Source organism: Micromonospora sp. NPDC050695 (assembly GCF_040654415.1).
Classification (GTDB): Bacteria; Actinomycetota; Actinomycetes; order Mycobacteriales; family Micromonosporaceae; genus Micromonospora.
Genome location: NZ_JBFAHZ010000020.1, coordinates 47348 through 72329 on the forward strand (window position 1 = coordinate 47348; position 24982 = coordinate 72329).

General features: G+C 72.5%; 20 protein-coding genes and 1 pseudogene. 8 read left to right on the top strand and 13 right to left on the bottom strand.

The window, feature by feature from the left end; genetic code table 11:
- Positions 1–50 precede the first annotated feature (50 nt).
- Positions 51–1577, top strand: a complete 1527-nt coding sequence (locus tag AB0H52_RS17525; RefSeq protein WP_357948512.1) for an acyltransferase family protein — start codon at positions 51–53, stop codon at positions 1575–1577.
- Here AB0H52_RS17525 and AB0H52_RS17530 read toward each other — a convergent pair.
- From AB0H52_RS17530 to AB0H52_RS17540, 3 genes are all read right to left on the bottom strand, one after another.
- On the bottom strand, positions 1549–3036 hold the full coding sequence (locus AB0H52_RS17530) for a CoA-acylating methylmalonate-semialdehyde dehydrogenase (RefSeq protein ID WP_357948515.1): 1488 nt from the start codon (positions 3034–3036) through the stop codon (positions 1549–1551). The genes AB0H52_RS17525 and AB0H52_RS17530 overlap by 29 nt on opposite strands.
- Entirely contained in the window at positions 3033–4331 is a 1299-nt protein-coding gene (locus AB0H52_RS17535; protein WP_357948518.1) for an aspartate aminotransferase family protein, read from the bottom strand. Before AB0H52_RS17535 ends, AB0H52_RS17530 begins: the two co-directional genes overlap by 4 nt.
- A 277-nt stretch (positions 4332–4608) precedes the next feature.
- Positions 4609–4803: a hypothetical protein gene (locus AB0H52_RS17540; protein ID WP_357948521.1), complete on the bottom strand. Its 195-nt coding sequence runs from the start codon at positions 4801–4803 to the stop codon at positions 4609–4611.
- Between the two features lie 72 nt (positions 4804–4875).
- On the opposite strand from AB0H52_RS17540, the gene AB0H52_RS17545 reads away from it, so the two are divergent.
- Entirely contained in the window at positions 4876–5835 is a 960-nt protein-coding gene (locus AB0H52_RS17545) for a hypothetical protein (RefSeq protein ID WP_151491664.1), read from the top strand.
- A gap of 90 nt (positions 5836–5925) precedes the next feature.
- On the opposite strand, the gene murD is transcribed toward AB0H52_RS17545, so the two are convergent.
- Entirely contained in the window at positions 5926–7272 is a 1347-nt protein-coding gene (gene murD / locus AB0H52_RS17550) for a UDP-N-acetylmuramoyl-L-alanine--D-glutamate ligase (protein WP_151491663.1), read from the bottom strand.
- Between the two features lie 82 nt (positions 7273–7354).
- Between murD and AB0H52_RS17555 the strand changes: the two genes are divergently transcribed.
- A complete protein-coding gene (locus AB0H52_RS17555) occupies positions 7355–8704 on the top strand; it encodes a hypothetical protein (protein WP_151491662.1) in 1350 nt (449 codons plus the stop codon).
- A 371-nt stretch (positions 8705–9075) separates the two neighbouring features.
- Here AB0H52_RS17555 and AB0H52_RS17560 read toward each other — a convergent pair whose 3' ends face one another.
- The 3 genes and pseudogenes from AB0H52_RS17560 to AB0H52_RS17570 form a co-directional block, all read right to left on the bottom strand.
- On the bottom strand, positions 9076–10827 hold the full coding sequence (locus AB0H52_RS17560) for a PucR family transcriptional regulator (RefSeq protein ID WP_278121961.1): 1752 nt from the start codon (positions 10825–10827) through the stop codon (positions 9076–9078).
- 90 nt (positions 10828–10917) lie between these two features.
- On the bottom strand, positions 10918–12369 hold the full coding sequence (gene argG / locus AB0H52_RS17565) for an argininosuccinate synthase (protein ID WP_151493198.1): 1452 nt from the start codon (positions 12367–12369) through the stop codon (positions 10918–10920).
- Between the two features lie 46 nt (positions 12370–12415).
- A pseudogene (locus AB0H52_RS17570) lies at positions 12416–12538 on the bottom strand (RNA methyltransferase); the annotation flags it as partial.
- Positions 12539–12626: 88 nt separating this feature from the next.
- Here AB0H52_RS17570 and AB0H52_RS17575 point away from each other — a divergent pair.
- Complete coding sequence (locus AB0H52_RS17575) at positions 12627–12758, top strand: hypothetical protein (protein WP_357948526.1); 132 nt, start codon at positions 12627–12629, stop codon at positions 12756–12758.
- Between the two features lie 13 nt (positions 12759–12771).
- Complete coding sequence (locus AB0H52_RS17580) at positions 12772–13551, top strand: aminoglycoside phosphotransferase (protein ID WP_357948529.1); 780 nt, start codon at positions 12772–12774, stop codon at positions 13549–13551.
- Between the two features lie 78 nt (positions 13552–13629).
- Here the strand turns inward: AB0H52_RS17580 and AB0H52_RS17585 are convergent, their stop codons facing one another.
- Positions 13630–14451, bottom strand: a complete 822-nt coding sequence (locus tag AB0H52_RS17585) for an RNA methyltransferase (protein ID WP_278121956.1) — start codon at positions 14449–14451, stop codon at positions 13630–13632.
- A 144-nt stretch (positions 14452–14595) separates the two neighbouring features.
- Between AB0H52_RS17585 and AB0H52_RS17590 the strand changes: the two genes are divergently transcribed.
- A complete protein-coding gene (locus tag AB0H52_RS17590) occupies positions 14596–16419 on the top strand; it encodes a thiamine pyrophosphate-requiring protein (protein WP_357948576.1) in 1824 nt (607 codons plus the stop codon).
- 40 nt (positions 16420–16459) lie between these two features.
- On the opposite strand, the gene AB0H52_RS17595 is transcribed toward AB0H52_RS17590, so the two are convergent.
- From AB0H52_RS17595 to AB0H52_RS17610, 4 genes are all read right to left on the bottom strand, one after another.
- Positions 16460–18658 carry a transglycosylase domain-containing protein gene (locus AB0H52_RS17595; RefSeq protein WP_192580544.1) on the bottom strand — a complete coding sequence of 733 codons (2199 nt, stop codon included), beginning with the start codon at positions 18656–18658 and terminating at the stop codon, positions 16460–16462.
- 215 nt (positions 18659–18873) lie between these two features.
- Positions 18874–19641: a hypothetical protein gene (locus AB0H52_RS17600; protein ID WP_278121954.1), complete on the bottom strand. Its 768-nt coding sequence runs from the start codon at positions 19639–19641 to the stop codon at positions 18874–18876.
- A gap of 152 nt (positions 19642–19793) precedes the next feature.
- Positions 19794–20900 carry an SPFH domain-containing protein gene (locus AB0H52_RS17605; RefSeq protein ID WP_151493221.1) on the bottom strand — a complete coding sequence of 369 codons (1107 nt, stop codon included), beginning with the start codon at positions 20898–20900 and terminating at the stop codon, positions 19794–19796.
- A 5-nt stretch (positions 20901–20905) separates the two neighbouring features.
- Positions 20906–21379: an NfeD family protein gene (locus AB0H52_RS17610; RefSeq protein ID WP_151493220.1), complete on the bottom strand. Its 474-nt coding sequence runs from the start codon at positions 21377–21379 to the stop codon at positions 20906–20908.
- A 121-nt stretch (positions 21380–21500) separates the two neighbouring features.
- Between AB0H52_RS17610 and AB0H52_RS17615 the strand changes: the two genes are divergently transcribed.
- Positions 21501–22814: a serine hydrolase domain-containing protein gene (locus tag AB0H52_RS17615; RefSeq protein WP_357948534.1), complete on the top strand. Its 1314-nt coding sequence runs from the start codon at positions 21501–21503 to the stop codon at positions 22812–22814.
- Positions 22815–23088: 274 nt separating this feature from the next.
- Here AB0H52_RS17615 and AB0H52_RS17620 read toward each other — a convergent pair whose 3' ends face one another.
- Complete coding sequence (locus AB0H52_RS17620) at positions 23089–23901, bottom strand: DUF3097 domain-containing protein (RefSeq protein WP_357948537.1); 813 nt, start codon at positions 23899–23901, stop codon at positions 23089–23091.
- 260 nt (positions 23902–24161) lie between these two features.
- Between AB0H52_RS17620 and AB0H52_RS17625 the strand changes: the two genes are divergently transcribed.
- Positions 24162–24956 (top strand): hypothetical protein, encoded by a 795-nt coding sequence (locus AB0H52_RS17625; RefSeq protein WP_151492733.1) that lies wholly within the window; start codon positions 24162–24164, stop codon positions 24954–24956.
- Positions 24957–24982 lie beyond the last annotated feature (26 nt).

Here is a 24982-nt window from a genome sequence, read left to right on the forward strand (position 1 = left end):
GTCGAACCGTTATCGCCACCGGCCATCGACCGGTCGCCTAGCCTGGGGCGATGCGCCGCCTGCGCCAGCTCGCCGAGCGCACCCCGGCCAGCCGGGAACGGTACGTCGACCTGCTCCGCGCGCTCGCCATCGTCATGGTCGTTCTCGGACACTGGGGCGTCACGGTGATCGTGCGCGACGCCGCCGGTCGTCCCACCGGGCACTCCGCTCTCGGCGAGCTGCGCTGGGCGTACCCCCTCACCTGGATCGCCCAGGTGATGCCGGTGTTCTTCCTGGTCGGCGGCTACGCCAACGCGATCTCACTGACCCGGCTGCGCGCCCGGGGCGGTGACGCGGCCGGCTGGCTGCTCGACCGCAGCGCCCGGCTGGTCCGCCCCACCAGCGCCCTGCTGCTGGTGCTGACCGCCGCCGCGGCGGTGGCCCGGCTGCTCGGCGCCGACCCGACCCAGGTCCGGCAGGTGGTCTGGTTCGCCACCATCCCGCTCTGGTTCCTCGTCGCCTACCTGGCGGTGGTCGTGCTCACCGGACCGATGTACGCGCTGCACCGCCGCTTCGGCCTGGCCGTCCCCCTCGCCCTGGTCGCGCTCGTCGGCCTCGGAGACCTCGGCCGGCTCACCGGCCCGGTGCAGCTGAGCTGGGGCAACTACCTGTTCGGCTGGCTGGCCGTACACCAGCTCGGCTTCGCCTGGCACGACGCCCGCGCCGCGCCGCCGCCCGGCCCTGGGATGACCGCGCCACCGCAGGCGGCGACCGACGCCGCCGGTCAGGCCGCGCCGCGGCCCGCCGGTCGGACCGCGCCGCCCAAGGCTCAGGCCGACGCCGGTCGGGCCGCGCCACCGCAGGCGGAGGCCGACGCCGCCGGGCCGTCGACGCCCGACCGTGCGGGGGTACGCCGGCACCCGCTGCCCACCTCCCGTCGTGCGGGCCTGGTGTTCCTGGCCGTCGGGCTGGCCGCCGCGCTGCTGCTCACCGGGCCCGGCCCCTGGCCGGTCGCCATGCTCAACGTGCCCGGCGAACGACTGGACAACGCCAGCCCACCCAGCCTCGCGCTGCTGGCCGTCGCCGCCGCCCAGCTCGGCCTGGTCCTGCTGCTGCGCGACCCGGTGGAGCGCCTGCTGGGCCGCACCGGCGCGTGGTCGCTGGTGATCGGCGTCAACCTCGTGGTGCTGACGGTCTTCCTCTGGCACCTGAGCGCCGCGATCCTGCTGATCGGGCTGCTCGACGCCACCGGGACGCTGCCCACCCCGGAGGTCGGTTCGGGCGCCTGGTGGGCGTGGCGGGTGCCCTGGCTGCTGCTGCTCACGGTGATCCTGGCGGTGCTCGTCGCGATCTTCGGACCGGTGGAGGCCCGCAGCACCCGGCACCGCACCGGGCGTCGGGCCGGCCGGGGCACCGCGACGCGGGCGGCGCTGACCGTAGCCGGGTACGCCGCCGTCGTGGCCGGGCTGCTGATCAACAGCGCGACGGCGGCCCGCGCCCCGGAGCCGCTCGGCACGCCCGCCCCGGCGTTGCTGGCGTACCTGGCCGGGGCGGGTGTGCTGCGGCTGCTCAGGTCTGGGTGGGGAACCCGAGGTTGACGCCGCCGTGCCGCGGGTCCAGCCACCGGCTGGTGACGACCTTGCCCCGGGTGAAGAACCGCACCCCGTCCTCGCCGTGCGCGTGCAGATCGCCGAAGAGCGACGACTTCCAGCCGCCGAACGAGTGGTACGCCATCGGCACCGGGATCGGCACGTTGATCCCGACCATGCCCACCTCCACCTCGTGCTGGTAGCGCCGGGCGGCACCGCCGTCGTTGGTGAAGATGGCCGTGCCGTTGCCGTACGGGCTCGCGTTGACCAGGTCCACCGCCTCGTCGTACGAGCCGACCCGGACCACGCCCAGCACCGGCCCGAAGATCTCGTCGGTGTAGATCGACATGTCCGGGGTCACCCGGTCGAACAGCGTCGGCCCGAGCCAGAAGCCGTCCGGGTCGCCATCCGGCGTCACGTTCCGCCCGTCCACGACCGGCACCGCGCCGGCGGCCACCCCGGCGGCCACGTAGGACCGCACCCGCTCCGCGTGCGCGGCGGTGACCAGCGGACCCATGTCGCAGCCCCGCCGGCCGTCACCGGTGCGCAGCCCGGCCAACCGTTCGGCGATCCGCTCGACCAGCGCGTCCGCCACCGGCTCCACGGCCACCAGCACCGAGATGGCCATGCACCGCTCCCCCGCCGAGCCGAACCCCGCGTTGACCGCCGCGTCGGCGGCCAGATCCAGGTCGGCGTCCGGGAGCACCACCATGTGGTTCTTCGCACCGCCGAGGGCCTGCACCCGCTTGCCCGTGGCGGTGCCCCGCTGGTAGACGTACCGGGCGATCGGGGTGGAGCCGACGAACGACACCGCGCGCACCTCCGGATGCTCCAGCAGCGCGTCGACCGCCTCCTTGTCGCCGTTGACCACGTTGAGCACCCCGTCGGGCAGGCCCGCCTCGGCGAACCACTCCGCCAGCAGCAGCGCCGCGCTCGGGTCCTTCTCGCTCGGCTTGAGCACCACCGCGTTGCCGCAGGCCACCGCCACCGGCACGAACCACAGCGGCACCATCACCGGGAAGTTGAACGGGGAGATCACCGCGACCACGCCGAGCGGCTGCCGCAGGGTGTACGAGTCGACCTCGGTGGACACGTTCTCGCTGAACGCGCCGCGCAGCGCCGACGGCAGGCCGCACGCGTACTCGATCACCTCCAGGCCACGCTGCACCTCGCCGGCGGCGTCGGCGAGCACCTTGCCGTGCTCGGCGGTGATCACCTCGGCGAGCCGGTCCCGCCGGGCGTGCACCAACTCCCGGAACGCGAACAGCACCGCCGACCGCCGCGCCAGCGACGCGTCCCGCCAGGACCGCGCCGCGCGGACCGCGGCCTGCACCGCGACGTCCACGTCCGCGGCCGAGGCCAGCTCGACCTCGGCGGTACGCCGACCGGTCGCCGGATCGAACACGTCGCCGCGCCGCTCGGACGTGCCGCCGACCCGCTTGCCGTCGACGAAGTGACCGATGCTCATGCCGCCACCCCCGCAGCCGACCGGATCGCGTCGACGAGGATCGCCAGGCCCTCCCGGGCCTCCTCCTCGGTCAGCGTCAACGGTGGGCCCATCCGCAGCACGTTGCCGTAGAGACCGCCCTTGCCGGCCAGCAGGCCACCGTCGCGCGCGGCTTCGAAGACCTGGTTGGTCAGCGCCGGGTCCGGCTCACCGGTGCCCGGCCGGACGAACTCGACGCCGAGCATCAGCCCCTTTCCGCGTACCTCGGCGACGCAGTCGAGGCCGCCCACCGCGGACCGCAGGCCGTCGGCGAGGATCGCGCCGACGCGGGCCGCGTTCGCCTGGAGGTCGTGCTCGACGAGGTAGTCGAGCACCGCGTTGCCGGCCGCGGTGGAGATCGGATTGCCGCCGAACGTGGAGAAGCTGATCGCCGGCACCGCCTGGAGCACCTCGGCGCGGCCGACCACCCCGGCGAGGGCGAACCCGTTGCCGATGCCCTTGGCGAAGGTGAGCAGGTCCGGCGTGACGCCGTGCGCCTGGTAACCCCAGAAGTGCTCGCCGGTACGCCCCCAGCCGGTCTGCACCTCGTCGGCGATGAACAGGATGCCGTGCTCGTCGAGCACCTTCTTCCACCCGGCGAAGAGCCCGTCCGGCGGGTGCACGAACCCACCGACGCCCTGGATCGGCTCGGCGATCAGCGCGGCCACGGCACCGGCGGTCTGGGTGGCCAGCACCTCCCGCAGATCCTCCACCGCCGCGTCGACCTGCTCCTCGGCGCTGAGCCGCGCGAGCAGGCCACGCACGCGGTCCCCGGAGTGCAGCCACGCCACCTGCAACGGGTTGAGCCCGCTCGCCGACCAGTTGCGGTTGCCGGTGACGCCCATCGCCGCGTACGACCGGCCGTGGTAGCTGTTGCGCACCGCCAGAACCTGGTGCGAGCGGCGGTGGTTGGTGGCGACCAGCAGCGCCGCCTCGTTCGCCTCGGTGCCGGAGTTGGTGAAGAAGACCCGGGCATCCGGAATGCCGGAGCGCTGGGCGATCTTCTCGGCCAGCTCCACCTGGTGGCGGATCAGGTAGAGCGTCGAGGTGTGCACGATGCCGGTGGCGAGCTGACGCTCGACCGCCTCCCGGATCTCCGGGATGTCGTAGCCGATCATGTTGGTCAGCACCCCGCCGAAGAAGTCCAGGTAGCTGCGCCCCTGCGCGTCGGTGACCCGGCGGCCCGAACCCGACACCAGCTCGATCGGCTCGTCGTAGTACAACGGCATCCAGGACGGGAGCACGGCCCGGTGCCGGGCCAGCAGGTCGTCGGTCATCGTGGCAACCCTTCAGCGGCGTTCGTGGATACCGCACGCTCCCACCGCCGGCCGATGCGAACAACTGTCAGCGTGTAGCGCAAGGACATCGCAACCTGACAGCACGTCAACGGTTTCCGAGGCACCGATCATGGTTGACCGCTGTTTACCGCAGCACCTAGGAGCCACTCCCACTCGATCCGTAGTCTGACGGATCACGCTGACCGCCCAGACCACGGCCGTCACCAGCAGGACGGCGCTCCACGTTCCGGTCTACCCGCTCCGCTCTGTGGGACCGTCAGTCCCGCAAGGTCGCGGCGCTCGCACAGAGGTCGAACACGCGGGTGAGCCGATCGATCTCGCCGTGCGCGGTCATGCGGGCCTCCCAACAGCTCGACCCGTCCCAGAGCGTCAGATTGACGTGGAGCTGCGCACCGACCACACCGAGCGGCAACAGGCCCACCCGCACTCCGGCCTCGCGCTGCCGTTCCACCAGCGCGGACAGCTCGTCAGTCAGTGTGGCGTAGACGAAGACCCGGGTGCGGCGGCCGGTAGCATCCGGCAGGTGCAGAGAACGGACGCGGCCCTCTCCACCGGGACGATCGACGAGCGGATCGCGGCGGAGGTTCGGGCCTGGATCTGCTCCGCACCGCTCCGCGGCCTGGTCCGGCAGTTCGGCGGTAGCTGGCCCGACGGCGACCTCACCGAGGTGCTCCGCTTTCTGGACGACTTCTCCGCCCGGCACTGGGACTTCCGGGGCGGTCGGGAACGGCCCGAGGCCCGCGAGCCCGACCTCGACCCGGCCACCGCGGAACTGGTGCTCGCCTCGGCGTCCGCGCTCGGGCTGATCCACCCGGTGCCGCCGACCCGAGGCGCGTACGCCCACCTGGTGGTGCTCGGCGGCCTGGCGCACGCCTGCGTACGCCGCGTCGCCTACGCCGCGCACCTGCTGCGTACCGGGCTCGCGGTGAGTGGCGAGGTGGCCGTGCTGGGCAGCTTCCGGCCGTTGTCCGACTGGGAACGCCGGACGCTGGCCGACGCGGGCCTGCCGGCCGACGAGACCGAGGTGGACGTGCTGGACACGGCCGTCCGGCGGGTGTTCGGGGTGGCCGCCCCGGCGGAGCGGGACGGCGTCGACGCCGGCCACCCGCACCACTCCTGGTCGTCGCGGACCTACCGACCGGACGGGCTGCCGCCGGTGCGGGTGCTCGCCGCGCCGTCCAGCGAACCGGACCGGCGGCGCGCGCACACCGCCGACACGCAACGGTTCTGGGCCGGGCACGCGCAGCTCGCCCGCGGCGACGAGGTGCTGATGGTCACCGCGCCGATCTACGTGCCGTTCCAGCACTGCGACGCGCTGCGGACCCTGGCCGTGCCGTACGGCTGCGGCATCGACACGATCGGGGTGGACCCGACGCTGGCCGACCTGGCGGTGCTGCCCGAGCAGACCCTCACGCCCGGGCGCTACCTCCAGGAGATCCGTTCGGCGATCCGCGCGATGCGCGCCCTGCACGACCTCCGCTGAACCGGGGCCACCCGGCAGTGTCGGCGACGGCCCAGCTCAGCCTGCCGTGTCGCCGCGCCCAGCTCAGCCGGCGGTGTCGGCGCGCCCAGCTCAGCCGGCGGTGTCGGCGACGGCCTGGGCGAAGACCTCGGAGCGGTGCTCGAAGTTACGGAACCGGCCGTAGCTGGGCGCGGCCGGGGACAGCAGCACCACCCCGCCGGCCGGCGTCACCTCCCGGGACAACCGGACCGCGTCCTCAAGGTCGTCGACCAGCTCGGTACGGACCTTGGGCAGTCCGGCGAGCGCCTCGACGATGCGGGCGCCGCTGTCCGGGATGCCGATCACGGTCAACTCGCGCTCCGCGAGGTGCTCGGCAAGCGGCGTGTAGTCCAGCCCCCGGTCGGTGCCGCCGACGATCACGGTCAACGGCCGCCCGTCGTACGCGTCGATGGCGTGCATGGCCGCGTACGGGCTGGTGGCCAGGGTGTCGTCGACGAAGGTCAACCCGGACGGGTCGGTGATCTCGGTGAGCCGGTGGGCCAGCCCCTGGAACTCGGCGACCGCGATGGCGAGGCTGTCCTTCTCGGCCACCACGTCGATGCCGAGCGCGTCGAGCACGGCGAGGGCGACGCACAGGTTGCCCTCGTTGTGCCGGCCCACCAGCGGCAGGACGGCACGCGGGAACAGCGGCTGGTCGCCGAGGTGGAACCAGGGCGTGCCGTCCGTACCGGTGGCGACGTGGGTGGTGTCGGGGCGGCCGGCACGCACCGCCGGCAGGTCCCCCAGTTCGGCGCCGAGCCGGGGGTCCGCGCCGTTCACCACGATCGTCTGCGGGTCGTGGGCGAGCAGGTTGAGCTTGTCCCGGTAGTACTCCCGTTCCCCGCCGTGCGCATCCAGGTGCTCGGGGAAGAGCGCGGTGACCACCGCCACCCGGGGCGAGTCGGTGAGGTCGCTGCACTGGTAGCTGGACAGCTCCAGCACGTACAGCTCCGCCTCCGGCAGGTCGAGGGTGGGCACGCCGATGTTGCCGCCGAAGACGTTCGGTCGGCCCGTCGCGGTGAGCAGGTGGCTGATCAGGCTGGAGGTGGTGCTCTTGCCCTTGCTGCCGGTCACCCCGACGGTGCGGGCGGCGTGGTCGGCCATCCACAGCGCCGTGCCCTGGGTGACCGGCACGCCGCGTCGACGCAGCTCGACCATCCACGGGTGGGTCTGCGGCACGCCCGGCGAGCGGACCACCACGTCGGCGGCGGCCAGCCGCTCGAAGCCCGCCTCACCGGTGATCAGCGGCGCCGCCTCGGCCAGCGGGCCGTCCCAGGGCAGCGACAGGAAGTTGGCGCTGTCGTCGACGGCGACCAGCTCGGCGGGGCCGTGCGCGGCGATCGCGGTCACAGCGGCCCGGCCCTCCCGGCCGGTCCCCCAGACAGCGACGGTACGTCCGCGCAGGTCAGACAGGCGCACGGGGCTCTCCTCGAAGATCACGGCGGCGGCGGGGCGGGCCCGGTCCGGACACGGCCGGACGAACCAGGGCCTAGTATGGCGTGTGCCCAACGAGCAGCTCCGGCGGATGGACGCCTTCACGTTCCCGTCCTACTCGATCGACTTCGCCACCGGCGAGGTGTTGTTCGACTACGCCCTGACCGGCCCGGCCGGTGAGCAGCGGTTCACCGAGGTGATCACCCTCCCGCTGCCGGCGGAGCCACCGTCGGACGAGACGGTGGCGACCGTCAACCGGGTGCTGGAGGTGCTGCACCTGGTCGCCGGGGTCAGCTACTACAAGGCCGCCGCGCCTCCCCGACTGGTGCTGCCGGCACCGCTGGGCGCGGCCACCGTCGACTACGTCACGGCCATCTACACCAAGGGCCTCGCGGAGTACGCGTACCGCAACCAGCTGCCGCACGTGCTCCAGCTGCGCCCGGAGGTGCCGGCCGGTTCGCCGGAGCCGCCACGGGTGTACGACGACTCCGGCCGCCGCCCCCTCTCCGCGGTCGGCGGCGGCAAGGACTCGATCGTGAGCCTGGAGGCGCTGCGCCGCGCCGAGCTGGACCCGGTGCCGTTCTCGGTCAACCCGAACCACGTGATCGTCGCGGTGAACGAGGCGTCCGGGCTGACCCCGCTGGCCGCGCGGCGGCGCATCGACCCGGTGCTGTTCGACCTGAACGCGTCCGGTGCGCTGAACGGGCACATCCCGGTGACCGCGATCAACTCGCTGATCGCGGTGGCCACGGCCGTGCTGCACGGGCTCGGTCCGGTGGTGATGTCCAACGAGCGTTCGGCGTCCGACCCGAACCTGGTCTGGGACGGACACGAGATCAACCACCAGTGGTCCAAGGGCGTCGAGGCCGAGGGGCTGCTGCGGGCGTCGCTGGCCGAGCACGCCGGCCTGACCGAACCGTACTTCTCGCTGCTGCGCTCGCTGTCCGAGCTGCACATCGCCCGGCTGTTCGCCGAGTTCACCCGGTACGACGACGTGGTGACCAGCTGCAACCAGGCGTTCAAGCTGCGGGACGCGAGTGAGCGCTGGTGCCGTGACTGCCCGAAGTGCCGGTTCGTCTTCCTTGCCATGGCGCCGTTCATGGCGCGCGAGCGCGTGACCCACATCTTCGGCGGTGACCTGCTGGCCGACAAGTCGCAGATCCCCGGCTACCGCGAACTGCTCGGCGTGGACGGGCACAAGCCGTTCGAGTGCGTGGGCGAGGTCGAGGAGTCGGTGGTGGCCCTCGGCCTGCTCGCCGAACAGGACCAGTGGCGCGACGCCCCGGTGATCCAAGCGCTGGTGGAGGCGGTGCCGGCGACGGCCTGGTCCGCGGTGGCCAGCTCGGACGTCTTCACCCCCGGCGGCCCCAATCACATCCCGGAAACCTACGCAAAAGCGCTGAACACCCTCATCTGACACTCTCGCTCGCCCTGGGTGTGGGTCGCTGCTCCTTTGGAGCTGTTGTCGTAAACGAATCGAAGCGTGGTTGACCCAAGCCACGCCCGAAGCAGGCCGGGCCGAGCCGAGCCGAGCTGAGCCGGGCTGAGCCGAGCCGAGCCGAGCCGGGCGATTAAGCCCACGGCATCAACTCGACAGCGTGCCTGAGTGGCCCCGACGCCAGGCGACCTCGTCCGCGTCGATCATGGAGTTGTGGTGGGCGCAACAGACCGTTTCGCGACTTTTGTGGGGCACCACAACTCCATGATCGACGCGGCGGGGCCGGGGCGGGGCCGGGGGCCGCGGGGCCGGGGGGCCGGGGGGGCCGGGGGGGCCGGGGGCCGGGCGGGTTAGGGGGTTCGGACTGCTTCCAGGGCCAGTAGGGCTACGTGGAGGGAGAGGCTGGCCTCCACCGAGTCGAGGTCCACGTCGAGGATGCGGGCGATGCGGGCCAGACGTTCGTAGAAGGCCGGTCGGGACAGGTGGGCCGCGGCGGCGGCGGCGGACTTGTTGCGGCCCTGCTCCAGGTACGCGCGCAGGGTGTCGAGCAGCTGCTCCCGGGGGTGGCGGGCGTCGTACTCGAGGAGCGCACCGAGTTCACGCTCCACGAAGGTCTGCAACCGGGGCTCGTCGCGCAGCAGGTGCAGCAGCCCGGCCAGGCCGACGTGGGGAAGCCGGAAGATCGGCAGGTCACGACGGTCCCGGCGGGCCGCCTCGGCGATCTGCCGCGCCTCTACCAGCGACCGACGGGCCTCGCGCAGGCTGCCCACCCCGGATCCGGCGGCCACGATCACCGCACCCGCGCCGGCACCTCGGGACGGCTCGGCACCGGACGCCGACCGGGATGCGTCGCCGCCGGAGGGTGCGCGGCCGGTGCCGGCGTCGAGGCGTACCCGACGGAGTGCGCCGGCGAACGCGGACAGCGCGCGGTCCTCGGCGGCCGGGTCCGGCAGGGCCAGCAGGGCGCCCACCGAGTTGTCGTCGACGGCACTGGTCAGCGCGGTCAGTTTCGCCTCCCGCAGCGCCTGGCCGACCGCCTCGGAGAGGTCCCGCAGCCGGGCCTGACCGGCCTCGGGGCCGCCCTCTCCGGCGGGGTCGTCGGCGCGGTGGCGGACCATCACGCCGACCAGGTGCCGCCGGTCGAGCACCACGCCGAGCGCCTTCGCCCGCAGCGCCACCTCGTCCACCGGCCGGGAGTGGTCGAGCAGCGCGGTGAGCAGGGTGCGGTGGATCTGCCGTTCCAGACCTTCGGCGTCGCGGCGGATCAGCCGGCCCAGCGCGAGGGTGGACGCGGCCCGTTCGATCAGGATCGTGAGCCGGGTCGGCGGGCCGGCGGCCGGTGCACCGGCCCGGGCGCTGGGCACGTCGCCGCTGGCCGGCCAGCGCAGCAGCAGCCGACCCCAGTCCTGCCCCCGGGCTCCGACCGCGGTGACCAGCCAGCCGCTGTCCGGGTCGTACGCGGTCCGCCCGGCCGGCCGGATCCGCCGGGAGTGCTGCTCCCAGCCGTCCAGCAGCAGCTCGGCGCTTTCGCCGGCCGGGTCGTACCCGAGGACCTGCCGGGACAGGTTCTCCAGTACCACGGGGCAACCTGACAGCTCGGCGGCCTGCCGGATCACCTCGGTGGCGTCGGCACCTTCGACGGAGAGGTCGTTGAACCGCTGGTGGATCTCCTCGGTGGCCCGCAGCTCGGTGAGCTGCGCGTCGACGATCAGCGCGTGCACCGCCTCGGTGATCCGCACGAACGGGGTGGCCCGACGCAGTTCCACCAGGGGAAGGCCGCGCCGTTCGGCCGTGGCGACCATCACCCTGGGTACTCCGCTGACGTACCGGCGGCCCAGCTCGACGACCAGCCCGGAGACTCCGACGTCGGCGAGGTCGCCGATGAACGCGCGCAGTCCCGCGTCGTCGCCCGGCAGCCCGATGCCGGTGGTGAGCACCAGCTCGCCGCCCCCGAGCAGGGTGGCGATGTCGGGCACCTCGGCGACGTGCACCCAGCGGACGGGCCGGTCCAGCCCCGCGTCGCCGGCGACGACGCGGGGCGCGCCGTGGCGGACCGGGTCCAGGGCGAGGACCTCACGGACGGTAGGGAACACGGCCGACACGCTACCGTCCGTGACGCCGGAACTCGACTTGCCTCCGCCGGGCGGGCCGGCCCCGGGCGCCTGCCACCGGCGGCCGGGGGTCAGCCGGGCTCAGTCGACGCCGAACTCCATGGCGGCGCGGTCGAGGGCCTCGTCGGCGGCGGAGGCGACGCCTCGGGAGGCGATGGCCTCCGCGCCACCCTCCGGCATCGCACCGATCAGCCCGGTCGAGGCTGCCTGCGCGGCGCCGATCATCCGCTGGGGGGCGGCACCGCCGACCATGCCGAGGGAGGCGTACTGCTCCAGCTTCGCCCGCGAGTCGGCGATGTCCAGGTTGCGCATGGTGAGCTGGCCGATCCGGTCCGACGGGCCGAACGCCGAGTCCTCGGTACGCTCCATCGACAGCTTGTCGGGGTGGTAGCTGAACGCCGGGCCGGTGGTGTCCAGGATCGAGTAGTCCTCGCCCCGGCGCAGCCGCAACGTCACCTCGCCGGTGACCGCCGTGCCCACCCAGCGCTGCAACGACTCGCGCAGCATCAGCGCCTGCGGGTCCAGCCAGCGACCCTCGTACATCAGGCGACCGAGGCGGCGACCCTCGTTGTGGTAGTTGGCCAGGGTGTCCTCGTTGTGGATGGCGTTGACCAGCCGCTCGTACGCGGCGTGCAGCAGCGCCATGCCGGGCGCCTCGTAGATGCCCCGGCTCTTGGCCTCGATGATCCGGTTCTCGATCTGGTCGGACATGCCCAGGCCGTGCCGGCCACCGATGGCGTTGGCCTCCAGCACCAGGTCGACGGGGCTGCCGAACTCCTTGCCGTTGATCGTCACCGGGCGGCCCTGGTCGAAGCCGATGGTGACGTCCTCGGTGGGGATCTCCACCGACAGGTCCCAGAACCGGACGCCCATGATCGGGTTGACCGTCTCGATGCCGGTGTCGAGGTGTTCGAGGGTCTTCGCCTCGTGCGTGGCGCCCCAGATGTTGGCGTCGGTGGAGTACGCCTTCTCGGTGCTGTCCCGGTACGGCAGGCCGCGCTCCAGCAGCCACTCCGACATCTCCGTACGCCCGCCCAGTTCGGTGACGAAGGCGGTGTCGAGCCACGGCTTGTAGATGCGCAGCTGCGGGTTGGCCAGCAGGCCGTACCGGTAGAAGCGCTCGATGTCGTTGCCCTTGAAGGTCGACCCGTCGCCCCAGATCTGGACGTCGTCGGAGATCATCGCCCGCACCAGCAGGGTCCCGGTGACGGCCCGGCCCAGCGGGGTGGTGTTGAAGTACGCGCGTCCGCCCGAGCGGATGTGGAAGGCACCGCAGGTCAGTGCGGCGAGCCCTTCCTCGACCAAGGCTGCGCGGCAGTCGACGAGTCGGGCGACCTCGGCGCCGTAGCTGAGCGCACGACCGGGCACCGAGGCGATGTCGGGCTCGTCGTACTGGCCGATGTCGGCCGTGTAGGCGCAGGGGACGGCGCCCTTGTCGCGCATCCACGCGACCGCGACCGAGGTGTCGAGGCCGCCGGAGAAGGCGATACCGACACGTTCGCCGATGGGCAGGGAGGTGAGAACCTTGGACACGGGGAAGATTATTCAACAAGACGCATGGTCATGCAAGTCGAAGTGGTTACTCGCTGTCGCTCGGCGCGTCGTCGCGGCCCAACTCCCAGAGCGCCACCGCCGCTGCGGCGGCCAGGTTCAACGAGTCGACCCCGCGTCGCATCGGGAGGACCACCCGCACGTCGCTGGCCGCCCGAGCCGCCCCGTCAGGCCGGGCCCCTCACGAGCAGATCGCTGGGGGCTTCGTCCACCACATCCCGATCTTGACTGAGGGGATGATGGACGGAACCGCTGTGACCTTCACGCTCGCGGCGCTGCACGCGACCGGCTACCGAGTCGACATGGAATTCTGGTACGGCGAGGCTGAGTCCTGCTGTCCACCCAACCCGCCGCAGTCCGGCGGCAAATGACAGAGAGGTAGCCATGCGCCGCGAATGGGCCGCCCTGCCTGGGACGGTCGTGACGGAGATAGCCGAGCGCGTCGGCGGGATCATCGACGTACGCCCAGCTCTGACGGGCAACCACGCCGAGATCGCGTCGAGTGTCGTCGGCACGTCCGGCATGGTCTTCGTCAAGGCCGCCACGACCGGGCTGAGCGTCCAGACGCTGCGCTATGAGCTGGCGGCAACGGGGGCGGTCGACCGGTTCCCGCCGGCCGTCCTGTGGCACTTCGAGCGCGACGGCTGGTTGGTGGTGGGGGCCGAGCTACTTGACGGCCCCCACCCCGACCTGTCTCCCGGAAGTCCAGATCTGGACCTGCTCCAGGTGACCCTTAAGGCCCTTCAGGGCAAGTCGGCTCCGCCCGGGACCTGGTTCACTCCGGCGGGCCGCCTCGGGTTTGCGTTGCCCGAGATGCAAGGCCGAACGCTCGTTCACTCCGACATCAACCCGACCAACCTCATCCTCACGGCGAACGGGCTACGCGTTGTCGACTGGGCGTGGACGACTGAGGCCGCCTCGTGGGTCGAGCTGGCGCTGCTCGTGCAGTGGCTCATCGGCAGTGGCCACAGCCCGGCGCAGGCCGAGGAGTGGCTGGGGCAGTTCCCCGCCTGGACCTCGGTTGGCCGCGACACTCTCGACGCCTTCGCCGCGATGAACGCCGCGAAATGGGCGGTCAAGGCCGAACAGAGCGCAGACGGGTGGGTGCATGATCTTGCGGCCTGGACCTGCGCATGGGCGAAGCACCGGAGCGCCGCCGGCTGACGATTTCAGCGCCCACGACCGCCCGCCCCGGGTTCGCCTCCTCCCCCCGAAGAGGACGAGCTGGGGCGGGCTACTAATTCAAGCTGGAGGCATTCCCAGCTCATCCTCGCGGCCCAGCTCCCAGAACGACACCGCAGCAGCAGCCGCCACGTTGAGCGAGTCGACACCACGGCGCATCGGCAGGACCACCCGCACGTCACTGGCCGCCTGCGCCGCCGCCGTCAGGCCGGGGCCTTCCGCTCCCAGCAGCAGGGCGGCCTTCGCTCGCTGAGCCGCGGTGAGGCGCTGAATCGGCACTGCATCGGGTGCCGGCGTCATGGCCAGGATCGTGAAGCCGGCGGCGCGCACCAGGTCCAGCCCTTCCGGCCACGGGTCCAGCTTCGCATAGGGGACGGCGAACACCTCGCCCATACTGACCCGCACACTGCGTCGGTAGAGCGGATCGGCGCAGGACGGCGAGAGCAGCACCGCGTCGATACCGAGAGCGGCGGCTCCCCGATACACCGCTCCCAGATTCGTGTGGTTATTCAGCCCTTCCAGCACCGCCACCCGGTGGGCGCTGGCCAACACGTCCTCGGCCGCAGGCAACGGCTTGCGATGAAAGCTGGCCAGCACGCCTCGGTGGACGTGAAATCCGGTGACGGCCTCCAGCACCTCCTGGTTAGCCGCGTACGCCGGTCCGTGGTCGAGCAGGTCGCCGAGCTGGTCTACCCGCTTCGCGTCCACCAGGAAGGAGCGCGGCTGATAGCCCGCGCGCAGCGCCCGGCGCAGTACCAGCTCCCCCTCGGCGATGAACAGGCCGTGCGGCGGCTCCCAGCGGGTGCGCAGCTCGACGTCGGTGAGCGCGCGGTAGTCGGCGATCCGGTCGTCGTCGGGGTCGGTGATCTGGTGGACGGGCACCCGACGATTCTGCCGGACGGGAAGCCCTGCCCTCCGACGCCCGCCCGACCGGGTGTTTTGTCCGAAGAAGACGGGGAATGACCGGCGGAGTATCCGACCAGACGGGAAGGGATCAGCCAGGTGAGCGCAGACCGCACCACGGCGATGGAATCCGGCGCTCTGCCCCGGCACCCGACCGTCGCGGACCACATCGTCTCCCGCCTGTTCAGCTGGGGCGTCCACCGCTACTTCGGTTATCCCGGCGACGGCATCAACGGCCTCACCTCCGCGCTGCAACGCACCGAGGGGCGGGCCCAGTTCATCCAGGTCCGCCACGAGGAGACCGCCGGCTTCGCCGCCTCCGCGCACGTCAAGTACGGCGGCGGCCCGCTGGGCTGCGCGCTGGTCACCAGCGGGCCGGGCGCCATCCACCTGCTCAACGGCCTGTACGACGCGAAACTCGACCACCAACCGGTGATCGCCCTGGTCGGGCACACCGCGACCACCGCCGAGGGCGGCGGCTACTACCAGGAGGTCGACCTGCTCGCCCTCTACAAGGACGTGGCCGCGGCGTTCCTGGCCCAGCTCGACCACCCGGCGCAGGTACGCCACCTGGTCGACCGGGCGTGCCGGACGGCGCTGGCCCGGCGTACCGTCACCGCCCTGATCCTGCCCCTGGACATCCAGGACGAGCCGGCCGTCCCGAACCCGCCGCACGCGCACGGCTACTACCAGACCAGCAACGCGCCGAGCAGCACGCCGACGATTCCACCGGAGGCGGACGTGCGCCGGGCGGCGGAGGTGCTGGGCGGCGGGCAGCGGGTGGCCATGCTGGTCGGCCAGGGCGCCCTCGGCGCGCGCGACGAGGTCCGTGAGATCGCCGATCGGCTCGGCGCTGGCGTGGCCACCGCACTGCTCGGCTTCACCGCCGTCGACCACCGCGCGCCATGGGTGACCGGCGCGATCGGGCTGCTCGGCACCCGACCGAGCTGGCAGCTGATGAGCGGCTGCGACCGGCTGCTGATCGTGGGCAGCAACATGCCGTACTCGGAGTTCTACCCGCCGCCCGGGCAGGCCCGCGCGGTGCAGATCGACCTGGACGGCACCCAGCTCGGGCTGCGGTACCCGACCGAGGTGAACCTGACCGGCGACGCCCGCCCCACCCTGCAGGCGTTGCTGCGCGAGCTGGGCCCCGGCCCCGGGCCGGCCGCCTGGCGGGCCGAGATCGCCGAGGCCACCTCGGCGTGGCGCCGGGCGCAACGCGACCTGGCCGAGCAGGCCGCCGAACCGGTCAACCCGCAGCTGCTCTTCCACACCCTCAACGAGCGCCTCCCCGACAACGCGATGCTCGCCGTGGACTGCGGCACCACCACCGCCTGGTACGCCCGACACATCCAGGTCCGCCCCTCGATGCTGGCCAGTCTGTCCGGCACGCTGCTGTCCATGGGCGGAGCCATGCCGTACGCGCTGAGCGCGAAGTTCGCCCACCCGGACCGACCGCTGATCGCGCTGATCGGTGACGGCGCCATGCAGATGAACGGCGTCAACGAGCTGATCACGGTGGCGAAGTACTGGCGCAGCTGGGCCGATCCGCGGTTCGTGGTGCTGGTGCTCAACAACCGGGATCTGGCGTTCGTGAGCTGGGAGCAACGCTCCAGCGAGGGGACGCCGATGTTCCCGGACAGCCAGCAGCTGCCGGACATCGCCTACCACCAGTGGGCGGAGGTGCTCGGCCTGCGCGGCGAGCTGATCGACTCGCCGGAGCAGATCCCGGACGTCTGGGAACGGGCGCTCACCGCCGACCGGCCGGTGGTCATCAACGCGCTGGTCGACCCGGCCGAGCTGATGCTGCCGCCGCACTTCACCGCCGAACAGGCCCGCAAGACCGCGGCGGCCGTACTACGCGGCGACACCGACTGGGCCGGCATCATCCGCCGCGGCCTACCCGCGACGATCGCCAGCTACCGCCCCCGCCGCCGCGACCGCTGAACCCTGCGCCCAGCCCCCACCACGCCCCTGCCCCCGCGATTCAGCCTCGGCGGTTGAGCCAGCGCTGCAGGGCTGAGCGGGGGTCCTCGGTGGTGGGTTGCTGGCGGTCCGGGACCGCGGGGCGTTCCACCGGGCGGCGCGGTTCGCCGGCCAGCTCGCGGCTGGGCGCGGCGAACGCCTTCTCCGGCTGGCCCTTGACCGCGGTGGCGATGACCCGGGCGACGGCGTCGATCACCTTCGTCTGCACGGCGGAGCCCACCGAGTCGGCCGGGTCGTCCGGGTTGGTGGCGATGCCGGCCACCGCGACCTGCGGGGTGAAGCCGACGAACGTCTCGGTCGCGTTCTGCTCCGAGCTACCGGACTTGCCGGCCACCGGTCGACCGTCGAGGATGTCGTTCACACCGGTGGCGGTGCCGCCGTTGCACTGCCCGTACGGCGACTGCTGCCCCACCGGGCAGCGGGCGGCGTCGGTCGCGGCGCGGGCCACGTCGGCGTCGAGGACGCGCTTGCAGGACGGCTCCCCCACCGGCACCTTCGTGCCGTTCGCGGCGGTCACCGAGACGACCGGCAGCGGTGTGCAGTAGGTGCCCTCGGCGGCCACCGTGGCGTACGCGTTGGCCAGGTCCAGCGGGGTGGTGGCGGCCACGCCCAGGGTGAACGAACCCCAGTTCGCGGCGTTGTCCTTGGCGAACGCGGCGTCCGAGTCGGCGCGAAACGTGATCCCGAGCCGCTGCGCCATCTGCACCACCTTGTCCTGGCCGACCTGCTCGGCCAGCCAGACGAAGTACGTGTTCACCGACCGGCCGAAGCCGTCCCACATCATCCGGTACCCGTCCATCCAGTCCGGGTTGGCGTTGGCCGGGCACCAGTGGCCGTCGCAACTGCCCGGGCCCTCCGCGGCGTACCGGGTGGGCAGCTTGGCGGGCGCGTCGAAGCCGGTGGAGAGGGTACGGCCCGACTCCAGCGCGGCGAGCATGGTGAACAGCTTGAACGTCGAACCCGCCTGGTACCCGTCGACGCTGGCACCACCGGAGATCAACGGGTTGACGGTGTTCGGGTAGTTGGCCTGCCCGGCCGGGTTGTCCGCGAGGCTGTAGTGCCGGTTGACCGCCATGGCCAGCACCCGACCGGTGCCCGGCTGCACGGCCGCGATCGGCAGGGCGCGCTTGTTGTCGTACCCGTAGACCTTGGTCGCCTGCTGCTGCGCGGTGGCCTGGACCTTCGGGTCCAGCGAAGTGATCACGGTGTAGCCGCCCGAGCGCAGGGCCTGCTCGCGCTCCGGCACGGTGGCCCCGAACGCCGGCTGGGTCAGCCACCAGCGGCGCAGGTAGTCACAGAAGTAGCCCCAGTCGTCGTGCCCCTGCGACACCGCGGTGCAGCCGTTGGGCGGTGCGGTGGGGTGCAGGGTCAGCGGCTCGGACTTCGCCCGCGCGGCCTGCGCGGCGGTGACCGCCCCGGTGGCGACCATGGAGTCCAGCACGTACGACCGGCGGGCCAGCGCCTCGTCCTTGTCGCCGTCGATGGGGCTGTACGCGTCCGGGGACTGCACCAGGCCGGCGAGCAGCGCCGACTCGGCGAGGGTCAGCTTCGCCGGGGGCTTACCGAAGTAGCGCTGGCTGGCCGCCGCGATCCCGTACGCGCCGGAGCCGAAGTAGGCGATGTTCAGGTAGCGGTCGAGAATCTCGTCCTTGCCGAGGCTCTGCTCGAGCGCGCCCGCGTACCGGATCTCCTGGAGCTTGCGCCCGACGGTGGGGTCGGTGGCGGCGGCCCGCTCCTCGGCAGTGCGGGTGGGGTCGGTCTTGAGGACGTTACGGACGTACTGCATGGTCAGCGTCGAGCCGCCCTGCTCGGTGCCGCCGCCCTTGACGTTGGCGACCAGTGCCCGGGCCAGGCCGCGCAGGTCGGTGCCGCCGTGGTCGTAGAACCGCCGGTCCTCGGCCGCCACGATCGCCTGCCGCATCACCGGGGCGATGTCCTCCAGCGCGACGTCGGTGCGGTTCACGTCGTAGAACGTGGTGATCAGCGTCTTACCGTCGTTGGCGTAGAGGTACGACCGCTGCGGGGTGGCCGGGGTGCGCAGCGAGTCGGGCAGCGCGGCGTACGTGCCGAGCGCCGAGCGGGCGGCGAACCCGAGCAGCAGGTTGCCCGGCAGCGCGGCGACCGCCAGGGCGAGCCCGGCCAGCAAGCCGGCGAGCAGCACGGTGAACAGCCGCGACAGCGGCGAGCGGGAGGCGGCCATGCTCCCCAGGATTGCCACAAAAACCGCCAACCGACCACCCCCGCCCGGCGATTGTCAGCAACTTCACGGCCCCCCACCAGCGAACCCCCACCAACCCCGCCCCCACTCCCCCTCCCGCCCCTCCTTCCCTGGTGATCAAGAGGTTTGCGTCAGCCGAGAGCCCTTTTCTGACGCAAACCTCTTGATCACCAGGGATCGGGGTGGGTGGGCGGGGTTTAGGGGGTGGGCGTGCTGACGCTTGCGGCGGCGGCGTCTCGGGCGGTTTCGCGGGGCATCAGTCGGCCGGAGCGGTAGCCGATGCCGATGCCGGCGATCAGCACGAAGATCGCGCCGAAGGTCTGCAGCGAGCCGATCAGGGCACCGCCCAGGCCGAGAAGGGGCGCGGCGATGATCAGCATGACGCCGTCGCCGAGGCTGAACGAGCCCGAGCGGGCCACCGCCCAACCGGTCAGGAACCAGCCCACGCTGTAGAACGTCGCGCCGAGCAGGACCAGCGACCGGGCGGAGGTGCCGAAGACCGGCGTCTGCTCCTCCAGCCCGGCGAACGGCAGCATCAGCACGGTGCCGGCGATGCTGACCAGCAGGCCGGCGGCGGCCACCCGGCGGCTGCGGGTCGCGGCCAGCAGCCCGGTGAGCGCCAGCAGGGCGAGCAGGCCGAGCCAGACCGCGGCCACCCAGCCGATCAGGTACACCGCGCGGCCGTCGGCCGGATACGGGTCGTTGCCCACCCCTCCGTCACTGGCCATCGCCACCGCGCCGTAGAGGATGGCGTACGCGGGCAGCAGCCACACCGCGGCCCGCGCGAAGCGGCGCACCGACCAGGCCCAACTGGCGTTCGTGGCCGGGCCGGCCGGGGTGGGCTCACCGACGAACGGCAGTACGCCGAACCCGCCACCGGTGCGCCGGGAGCCCAGCGGAGCCGCCGGGTCGTGCGCGCCGGGCACGGGGGTCGAGGACCACATCCGATTCGCCGGATCCTTCATGCGTCACCTCGCTCGTCGTCGAGCGGTGCACCGACGCGCCGGGGCGCCCCGATTGCCTGGTCACCACCCGTCCTAGGACCGATCGTGGCAGGCGTCGGAGCGCCCCATGAGTCTTTCTCGCATTTACCCGGCCTGGTGGCCGGCAGACTGGATCAGCCGCGCTCGCGCTGGTCGGCCGGGTCCTCGACGAGGCTGGCCGGCGACACCGGCTCCGGGGCGGGCAGCCCCTGCTGACCCTTGCCGCCGGTGGCCTGCGCCTCGGCGACGCGTACCTCATCGTGGATCTGCTGAGCGGCGGCCGCCGCGGCCTGCGCGGCCTCCGCGGCCTCGCGCTCGACCTGGCTCGCCTGGTCCGCGGCCTCCGGTGCGGGCAGGTCCCCCACCATCTGGCTCAGCCCGCCGAGCGCGCCACCCATCCCCTCCAGAGCCTTGGTCAGCTCGGCCGGGACGATCCAGACCTTGTTGGCGCTGCCCTGGGCGATCTGCGGCAGGGCCTGCAGGTACTGGTAGGCGAGCACCTTCTGGCTCGGGTTCGCCTGGTGGATCGCGTCGAAGACCGTCCGGATCGCCTTCGCCTGACCCTCGGCCTGCAGGATCCGGGCCTGCCGGTCACCGTCGGCCCGCAGCACCGCGGACTGCTTGTCACCCTCGGCGGTGAGGATCACCGACTGCTTGTGGCCCTCGGCCGTGAGGATCGCCGCGCGGCGGTCCCGCTCAGCGCGCATCTGCTTCTCCATCGAGTCGCGGATGCTGGCCGGCGGCTCGATCGCCTTGATCTCCACCCGGGTCACCTTGATGCCCCAGCGGCCGGTCGTCTCGTCCAGCACGCCGGAGAGGTGCCGGTTGATCTCGTCGCGGCTGGTCAGCGCCCGCTCCAGGTCCAGCGAGCCGATCACGTTACGCAGCGTCGTGACGGTGAGCTGCTCGATGGCCTGCAGGAAGCTGGAGATCTCGTAGGTCGCGCGGACCGAGTCGACCACCTTGAAGTAGAGGACGGTGTCGATCGAGACCACCAGGTTGTCCGAGGTGATCACCGGCTGCGGCGGGAAGCTGACCACCTGCTCCCGCATGTCGACCTTGGTGCGGACCGCGTCGATGAACGGCACCAGCAGGTTGAGGCCGGGGTTGAGGGTGCGCTTGTACTTGCCGAGCCGTTCCACCACGTCCTGGCGCTGCTGCGGCACGATCCGCACCGCCTTCGCCAGCGTTATCACGGCGATCAGCGCCACCGCGATCACCAGCACCCCGATTACCGTCATCCCGTTCACCCTCTCGCTTCCGGCAGCTCGCCGGCGGAAGAAACGTCGTCCTGCCAGACCAGGGCGGTCGCGCCCCGGACCTTAATCACCCGAACCCGTTGACCAGGGTCGTAAACCTGCGTCGTGTCGTACGAGCGGGCGCTCCAGAGCTCGCCGTCAATCTTGACGAGGCCGTGCTCGGCGTCCACCCGTTCCAGCACCATCGCCGTGGAGCCCTCGATCGCCTCCACACCGAACGGCTGCTCGCCGCTGTCCAGCGCGGAACGGCGATGCCGTCGCATGACCGGGCGGGCCACCACCAGACTCAACGCCGACACCACCGCGAAGACCAGCGCCTGCACGGCCACCGGCGCGCCCAGAGCGGCAGCGCCCGCGGCGGCGAACGCACCGACCCCGAACAGAATCAGGAAAAGCGTCGTCGTGAAGATCTCGGCGACCGCCAGCACCACACCCAACACGATCCACACCACGGCGTCCACACCACGATCGTGACACGCACATGCACGCGCGACCTTCCCGGGAAGATCAGTAGGCTCGGCGAAGCCATTTCCGGCCGACCAAAACACCTGAAATCAGCGGCGCCGATCCGAGGAGACCCCCGTGACCCTGCTGCCCGAGACCGCCCGACAGATCGACACCCGGGTCGCCCAGGCACAGGCCGACGGTCACGCCCCGTCGCTGGTACTGGGCGTGGTCCGCGACGGCACACTGGCGCACGTGGCCACCGCCGGCGAGCACCCCCGCCCGGGCGTCGACCTGCAGTACCGGCTGGGCTCGATCAGCAAGACGATGACCGCCACCCTGATCATGCAGTTACGCGACGCCGGCCGGCTCGCCGTCGACGACCCGCTGGAGGAGCACCTCCCGGGTACCGGCGTCGGCACGCTCACCCTGCGCCAACTCCTCGGGCACGCCAGCGGCATCCAGCGCGAACCCGAGGGCGACTGGTGGGAGCGGACCGCCGGGGTCGACCTGACCACCCTGCTCGCCGGGCTCACCGCCGACAAGATCGCCTACCCGCCGCACGCCACGTACCACTACTCCAACCTGGCGTACGGGCTCCTCGGCGGCGTGCTCGAACGACTCACCGGGACGCCCTGGATCGACCTGCTCGACGAGCGGATCCTCACCCCGTTGCGCATGCGCCGCACCACGTACACCGAGACCGAGCCGTTCGCCCGCGGCTACGTCGTACACCCCTGGCACGACACCCTGCGCGAGGAGCCACGTACCGACACCGGCGCGATGGCCCCGGCCGGGCAACTCTGGTCGACGATCGAGGACCTGGGCCGCTGGGCCGCGTTCCTCGCCGACCCCGACCCGTCGGTGCTGGCCGCCACCACGTTAACCGAGATGTGCTCACCCGTGGTGATCAGCGACCTGGAGGCGTGGAAGAGCGGGCACGGCCTCGGGGTGGAGCTCTTCCGGGAAGGCGACCGGGTGTACGTCGGGCACGGCGGCTCGATGCCCGGCTACGTCGCCTCGTTGGCCGTACACCGACCCAGCCGTACCGCGGTGGTCGGCTTCGCCAACTCGTACGGCCTGCGCACCGGGCACATCGGCGCGCTCGGCCGGCAGCTCCTCACCCTGGTGCTGGACGCCGAGCCCGCGCCGGTCACGCCCTGGCTGCCGGCCGCCGCCGCGCCACCGGCCGAACTGGCCGAGCTCACCGGCCGCTGGTGGTGGATGGGCAGCGAGATCGAGGTGTCCGTCGATGCCGCCGGCGAACTGCGCGCCGGCCCCGTCGGTGCGCCGAATCTGCGCTTCGTGGCCGAGGGGCCGGACCGGTGGCGGGGCCACGCCGGCGACGAGAATGGCGAGATCCTCCGCGTGCTGCGCGACGGCCACGGCCGGGCAGTCGCCCTGGACATTGCCACCTTCGTCCACACCCGCACCCCCGACCAGGTGCCCTGAGTCCCGCGCTGCCCCCACCCCTTCCGCGACCCGCGCCGCCCACGAAACGCGCCGCCTCGCCGGCGACATCCGCGCCGCCTGTCCAAGATCCGCGCAACATCACCGATGGTGGTGCCTCGTCGCGCTCGGAGGCAGCAACATCAGGGAAACTGCGCGGATCTTGCGGTGCGGGCGCGACAGGGGGCCGGGCGGCGGGCGGCCGGGCCGGCAGGCGGCCGGGCCGGCGGGCGGCGGGCGGCGGGCCGGCGGGCCGGCGGGCCGGCGGGCGGGCGGGTCAGGCTGGCTCGGTGACGAAGTCGATGAGGCGTTCCATGGCGTTGATCAGGGGTGTTTCCACGTCGGCGAAGCTGTTCACCCGAGACAGGATGTGCCGCCACATGTCGGCCGGCTCGGCCACCCCGAGGGCCGCGCAGACCCCCTCCTTCCACGGCTGCCCCGGCGGCACCACCGGCCACGCCGCGATGCCCAGCGCCGCCGGCTTGACCGCCTGCCACACGTCCACGTAGGGGTGCCCGGTCACCAGCACGTACGGCGAGTTCACGCGGGCGACGATCCGACTCTCCTTGCTGCCCGGCACCAGGTGGTCGACGAGGACGCCGAGTCGTCGGGTCGGGCCGGGGCCGAAGTCGCGGACGTCGGCGTCGAGGTCGTCGATGCCGTCCAACGGCTCGACGACCACACCCTCGATCCGCAGGTCGTCGCCCCAGATCCGCTCGACCAGCGCGGCGTCATGGATGCCCTCCACCCAGATCCGGCTGGCCTTTGCCACCTGAGCCCGGACGTTGTCCACGGCCACCGAACCGGACGCGGTGCGCCGACGGGCCGCCGGCACCGGCGCGCGGGTGGGACGGCGCAGGGTGACCGGGCGACCGTCGAGCAGGAAGGCGGCGGGGAGCAGCGGGAAGTTGCGCCGCCGACCGTGCCGGTCCTCCAGGATCACCGCGCCGGCCTCGAAGCCGACCACCGCACCGCAGAATCCGGAGTCGGCGTCCTCGACCACGAGGTCCGGTTCGGCGTCCACCTCGGGGGTGACCTTGCGTCGCCGCCAGTCCCCCGCCAACACGTCCTCGCCGTATCGCCCCGCCATGTCCAGCACGCTAACTCCCCCACCGCCCGCCCCACTCCCGACACACCGCCCGCCGCCCCACTCCGTCGATCATGGGGTTGTGGTGCCTCGCGAAAGTCCTGCAATCCACGTTTACCGCCCACCACAACTTCATGATCGACACGGGGCAGCGGTGGCGGCCTTCGCAAGCCGAACAAGGGCGAAGGGGGCAGTTCGGGGCAGGGCGGGCGGCCGGAGCGGCAGTCGAGACAGGGCCGGCCGTGACCACGTACCCTTTCGGCATGTCCACCCCCGCAACGGGCGCGGCCACAGTCGCGCCGCGCCGGTCAAGCCGGTTCGTTGCCTGGGTGCGCGCGTGGCGCGCTGGGTTGGTGCCGTACGACGAGGTCGCCGACGCCATCGCCGGCGACGAGGAGCACCTCGTCGCGGACGCCCCCGGCACCTGGACCGACGTCCCGCTGGGCGCCGCGCTGCCCACCCTGGCCAAGCTCTCCCCGGACGAGATCCGTCTGGTGCTGCCGGCGCCGGGTGACCCCCGGGGTCTGCCCGGCCCGGGGGATTTCGCCGGAGCCGCGCTCGTCACGGGCGAGGCGGTGGTGGCCGGCGGGCTCGGTTTGATCCCGCAGGTGCGGTCGCACACCTCCGGTTCGGGGGACTGTTTCGAGACGGTGCTGTGGCGGGTGTATCCGCTGCCGGCGAACGCGCACGCCGCCTCCCTCTCGCTGCCCGGCGCCGCCGAGGCGGAGGCCGAGCTGGCCGCCGCGCTGGCCGAGACGACCGCCGCGCTGACCCGCCTCGACGTGGCCCAGTGGCGACCCGAGCTGGCCGGCGCGCTGGCCGCCCTGCGCCGCCCGGACGGCGCCACCGACCTGCCACCGGGCTTCGACCCGCGGGCCCGGCGGCTGTTCGCCCGCGCCGCGGTCCTCGACCGGGTGCTGGCGCTGGCCGGCCACGCCGCGCCCGGTGGGGCGATCAACAACTACGAGGCCCAGCAGCGCGACGCGGCGCTGCGCCCCCTCACCGCGGCCTGCCGGCAGGCGCTGGTGGCCGCCTGCAACGCCCCCCTGCGCCCCTGACCGGAACGCCCGAGCGACGCCCCAGC

Bases quoted from the DNA above. Each gene is read 5' to 3' on its own strand.
- AB0H52_RS17525 (WP_357948512.1), top strand. From the start codon at position 51: ATGCGCCGCCTGCGCCAGCTCGCCGAGCGCACCCCGGCCAGCCGGGAA.
- AB0H52_RS17530 (WP_357948515.1), bottom strand. From the start codon at position 3,036: ATGAGCATCGGTCACTTCGTCGACGGCAAGCGGGTCGGCGGCACGTCC.
- AB0H52_RS17535 (WP_357948518.1), bottom strand. From the start codon at position 4,331: ATGACCGACGACCTGCTGGCCCGGCACCGGGCCGTGCTCCCGTCCTGG.
- AB0H52_RS17575 (WP_357948526.1), top strand. From the start codon at position 12,627: ATGGACGGAACCGCTGTGACCTTCACGCTCGCGGCGCTGCACGCGACC.
- AB0H52_RS17580 (WP_357948529.1), top strand. From the start codon at position 12,772: ATGCGCCGCGAATGGGCCGCCCTGCCTGGGACGGTCGTGACGGAGATA.
- AB0H52_RS17590 (WP_357948576.1), top strand. From the start codon at position 14,596: ATGGAATCCGGCGCTCTGCCCCGGCACCCGACCGTCGCGGACCACATC.
- AB0H52_RS17595 (WP_192580544.1), bottom strand. From the start codon at position 18,658: ATGGCCGCCTCCCGCTCGCCGCTGTCGCGGCTGTTCACCGTGCTGCTC.
- AB0H52_RS17600 (WP_278121954.1), bottom strand. From the start codon at position 19,641: ATGAAGGATCCGGCGAATCGGATGTGGTCCTCGACCCCCGTGCCCGGC.
- AB0H52_RS17605 (WP_151493221.1), bottom strand. From the start codon at position 20,900: ATGACGGTAATCGGGGTGCTGGTGATCGCGGTGGCGCTGATCGCCGTG.
- AB0H52_RS17620 (WP_357948537.1), bottom strand. From the start codon at position 23,901: ATGGCGGGGCGATACGGCGAGGACGTGTTGGCGGGGGACTGGCGGCGA.
- AB0H52_RS17625 (WP_151492733.1), top strand. From the start codon at position 24,162: ATGTCCACCCCCGCAACGGGCGCGGCCACAGTCGCGCCGCGCCGGTCA.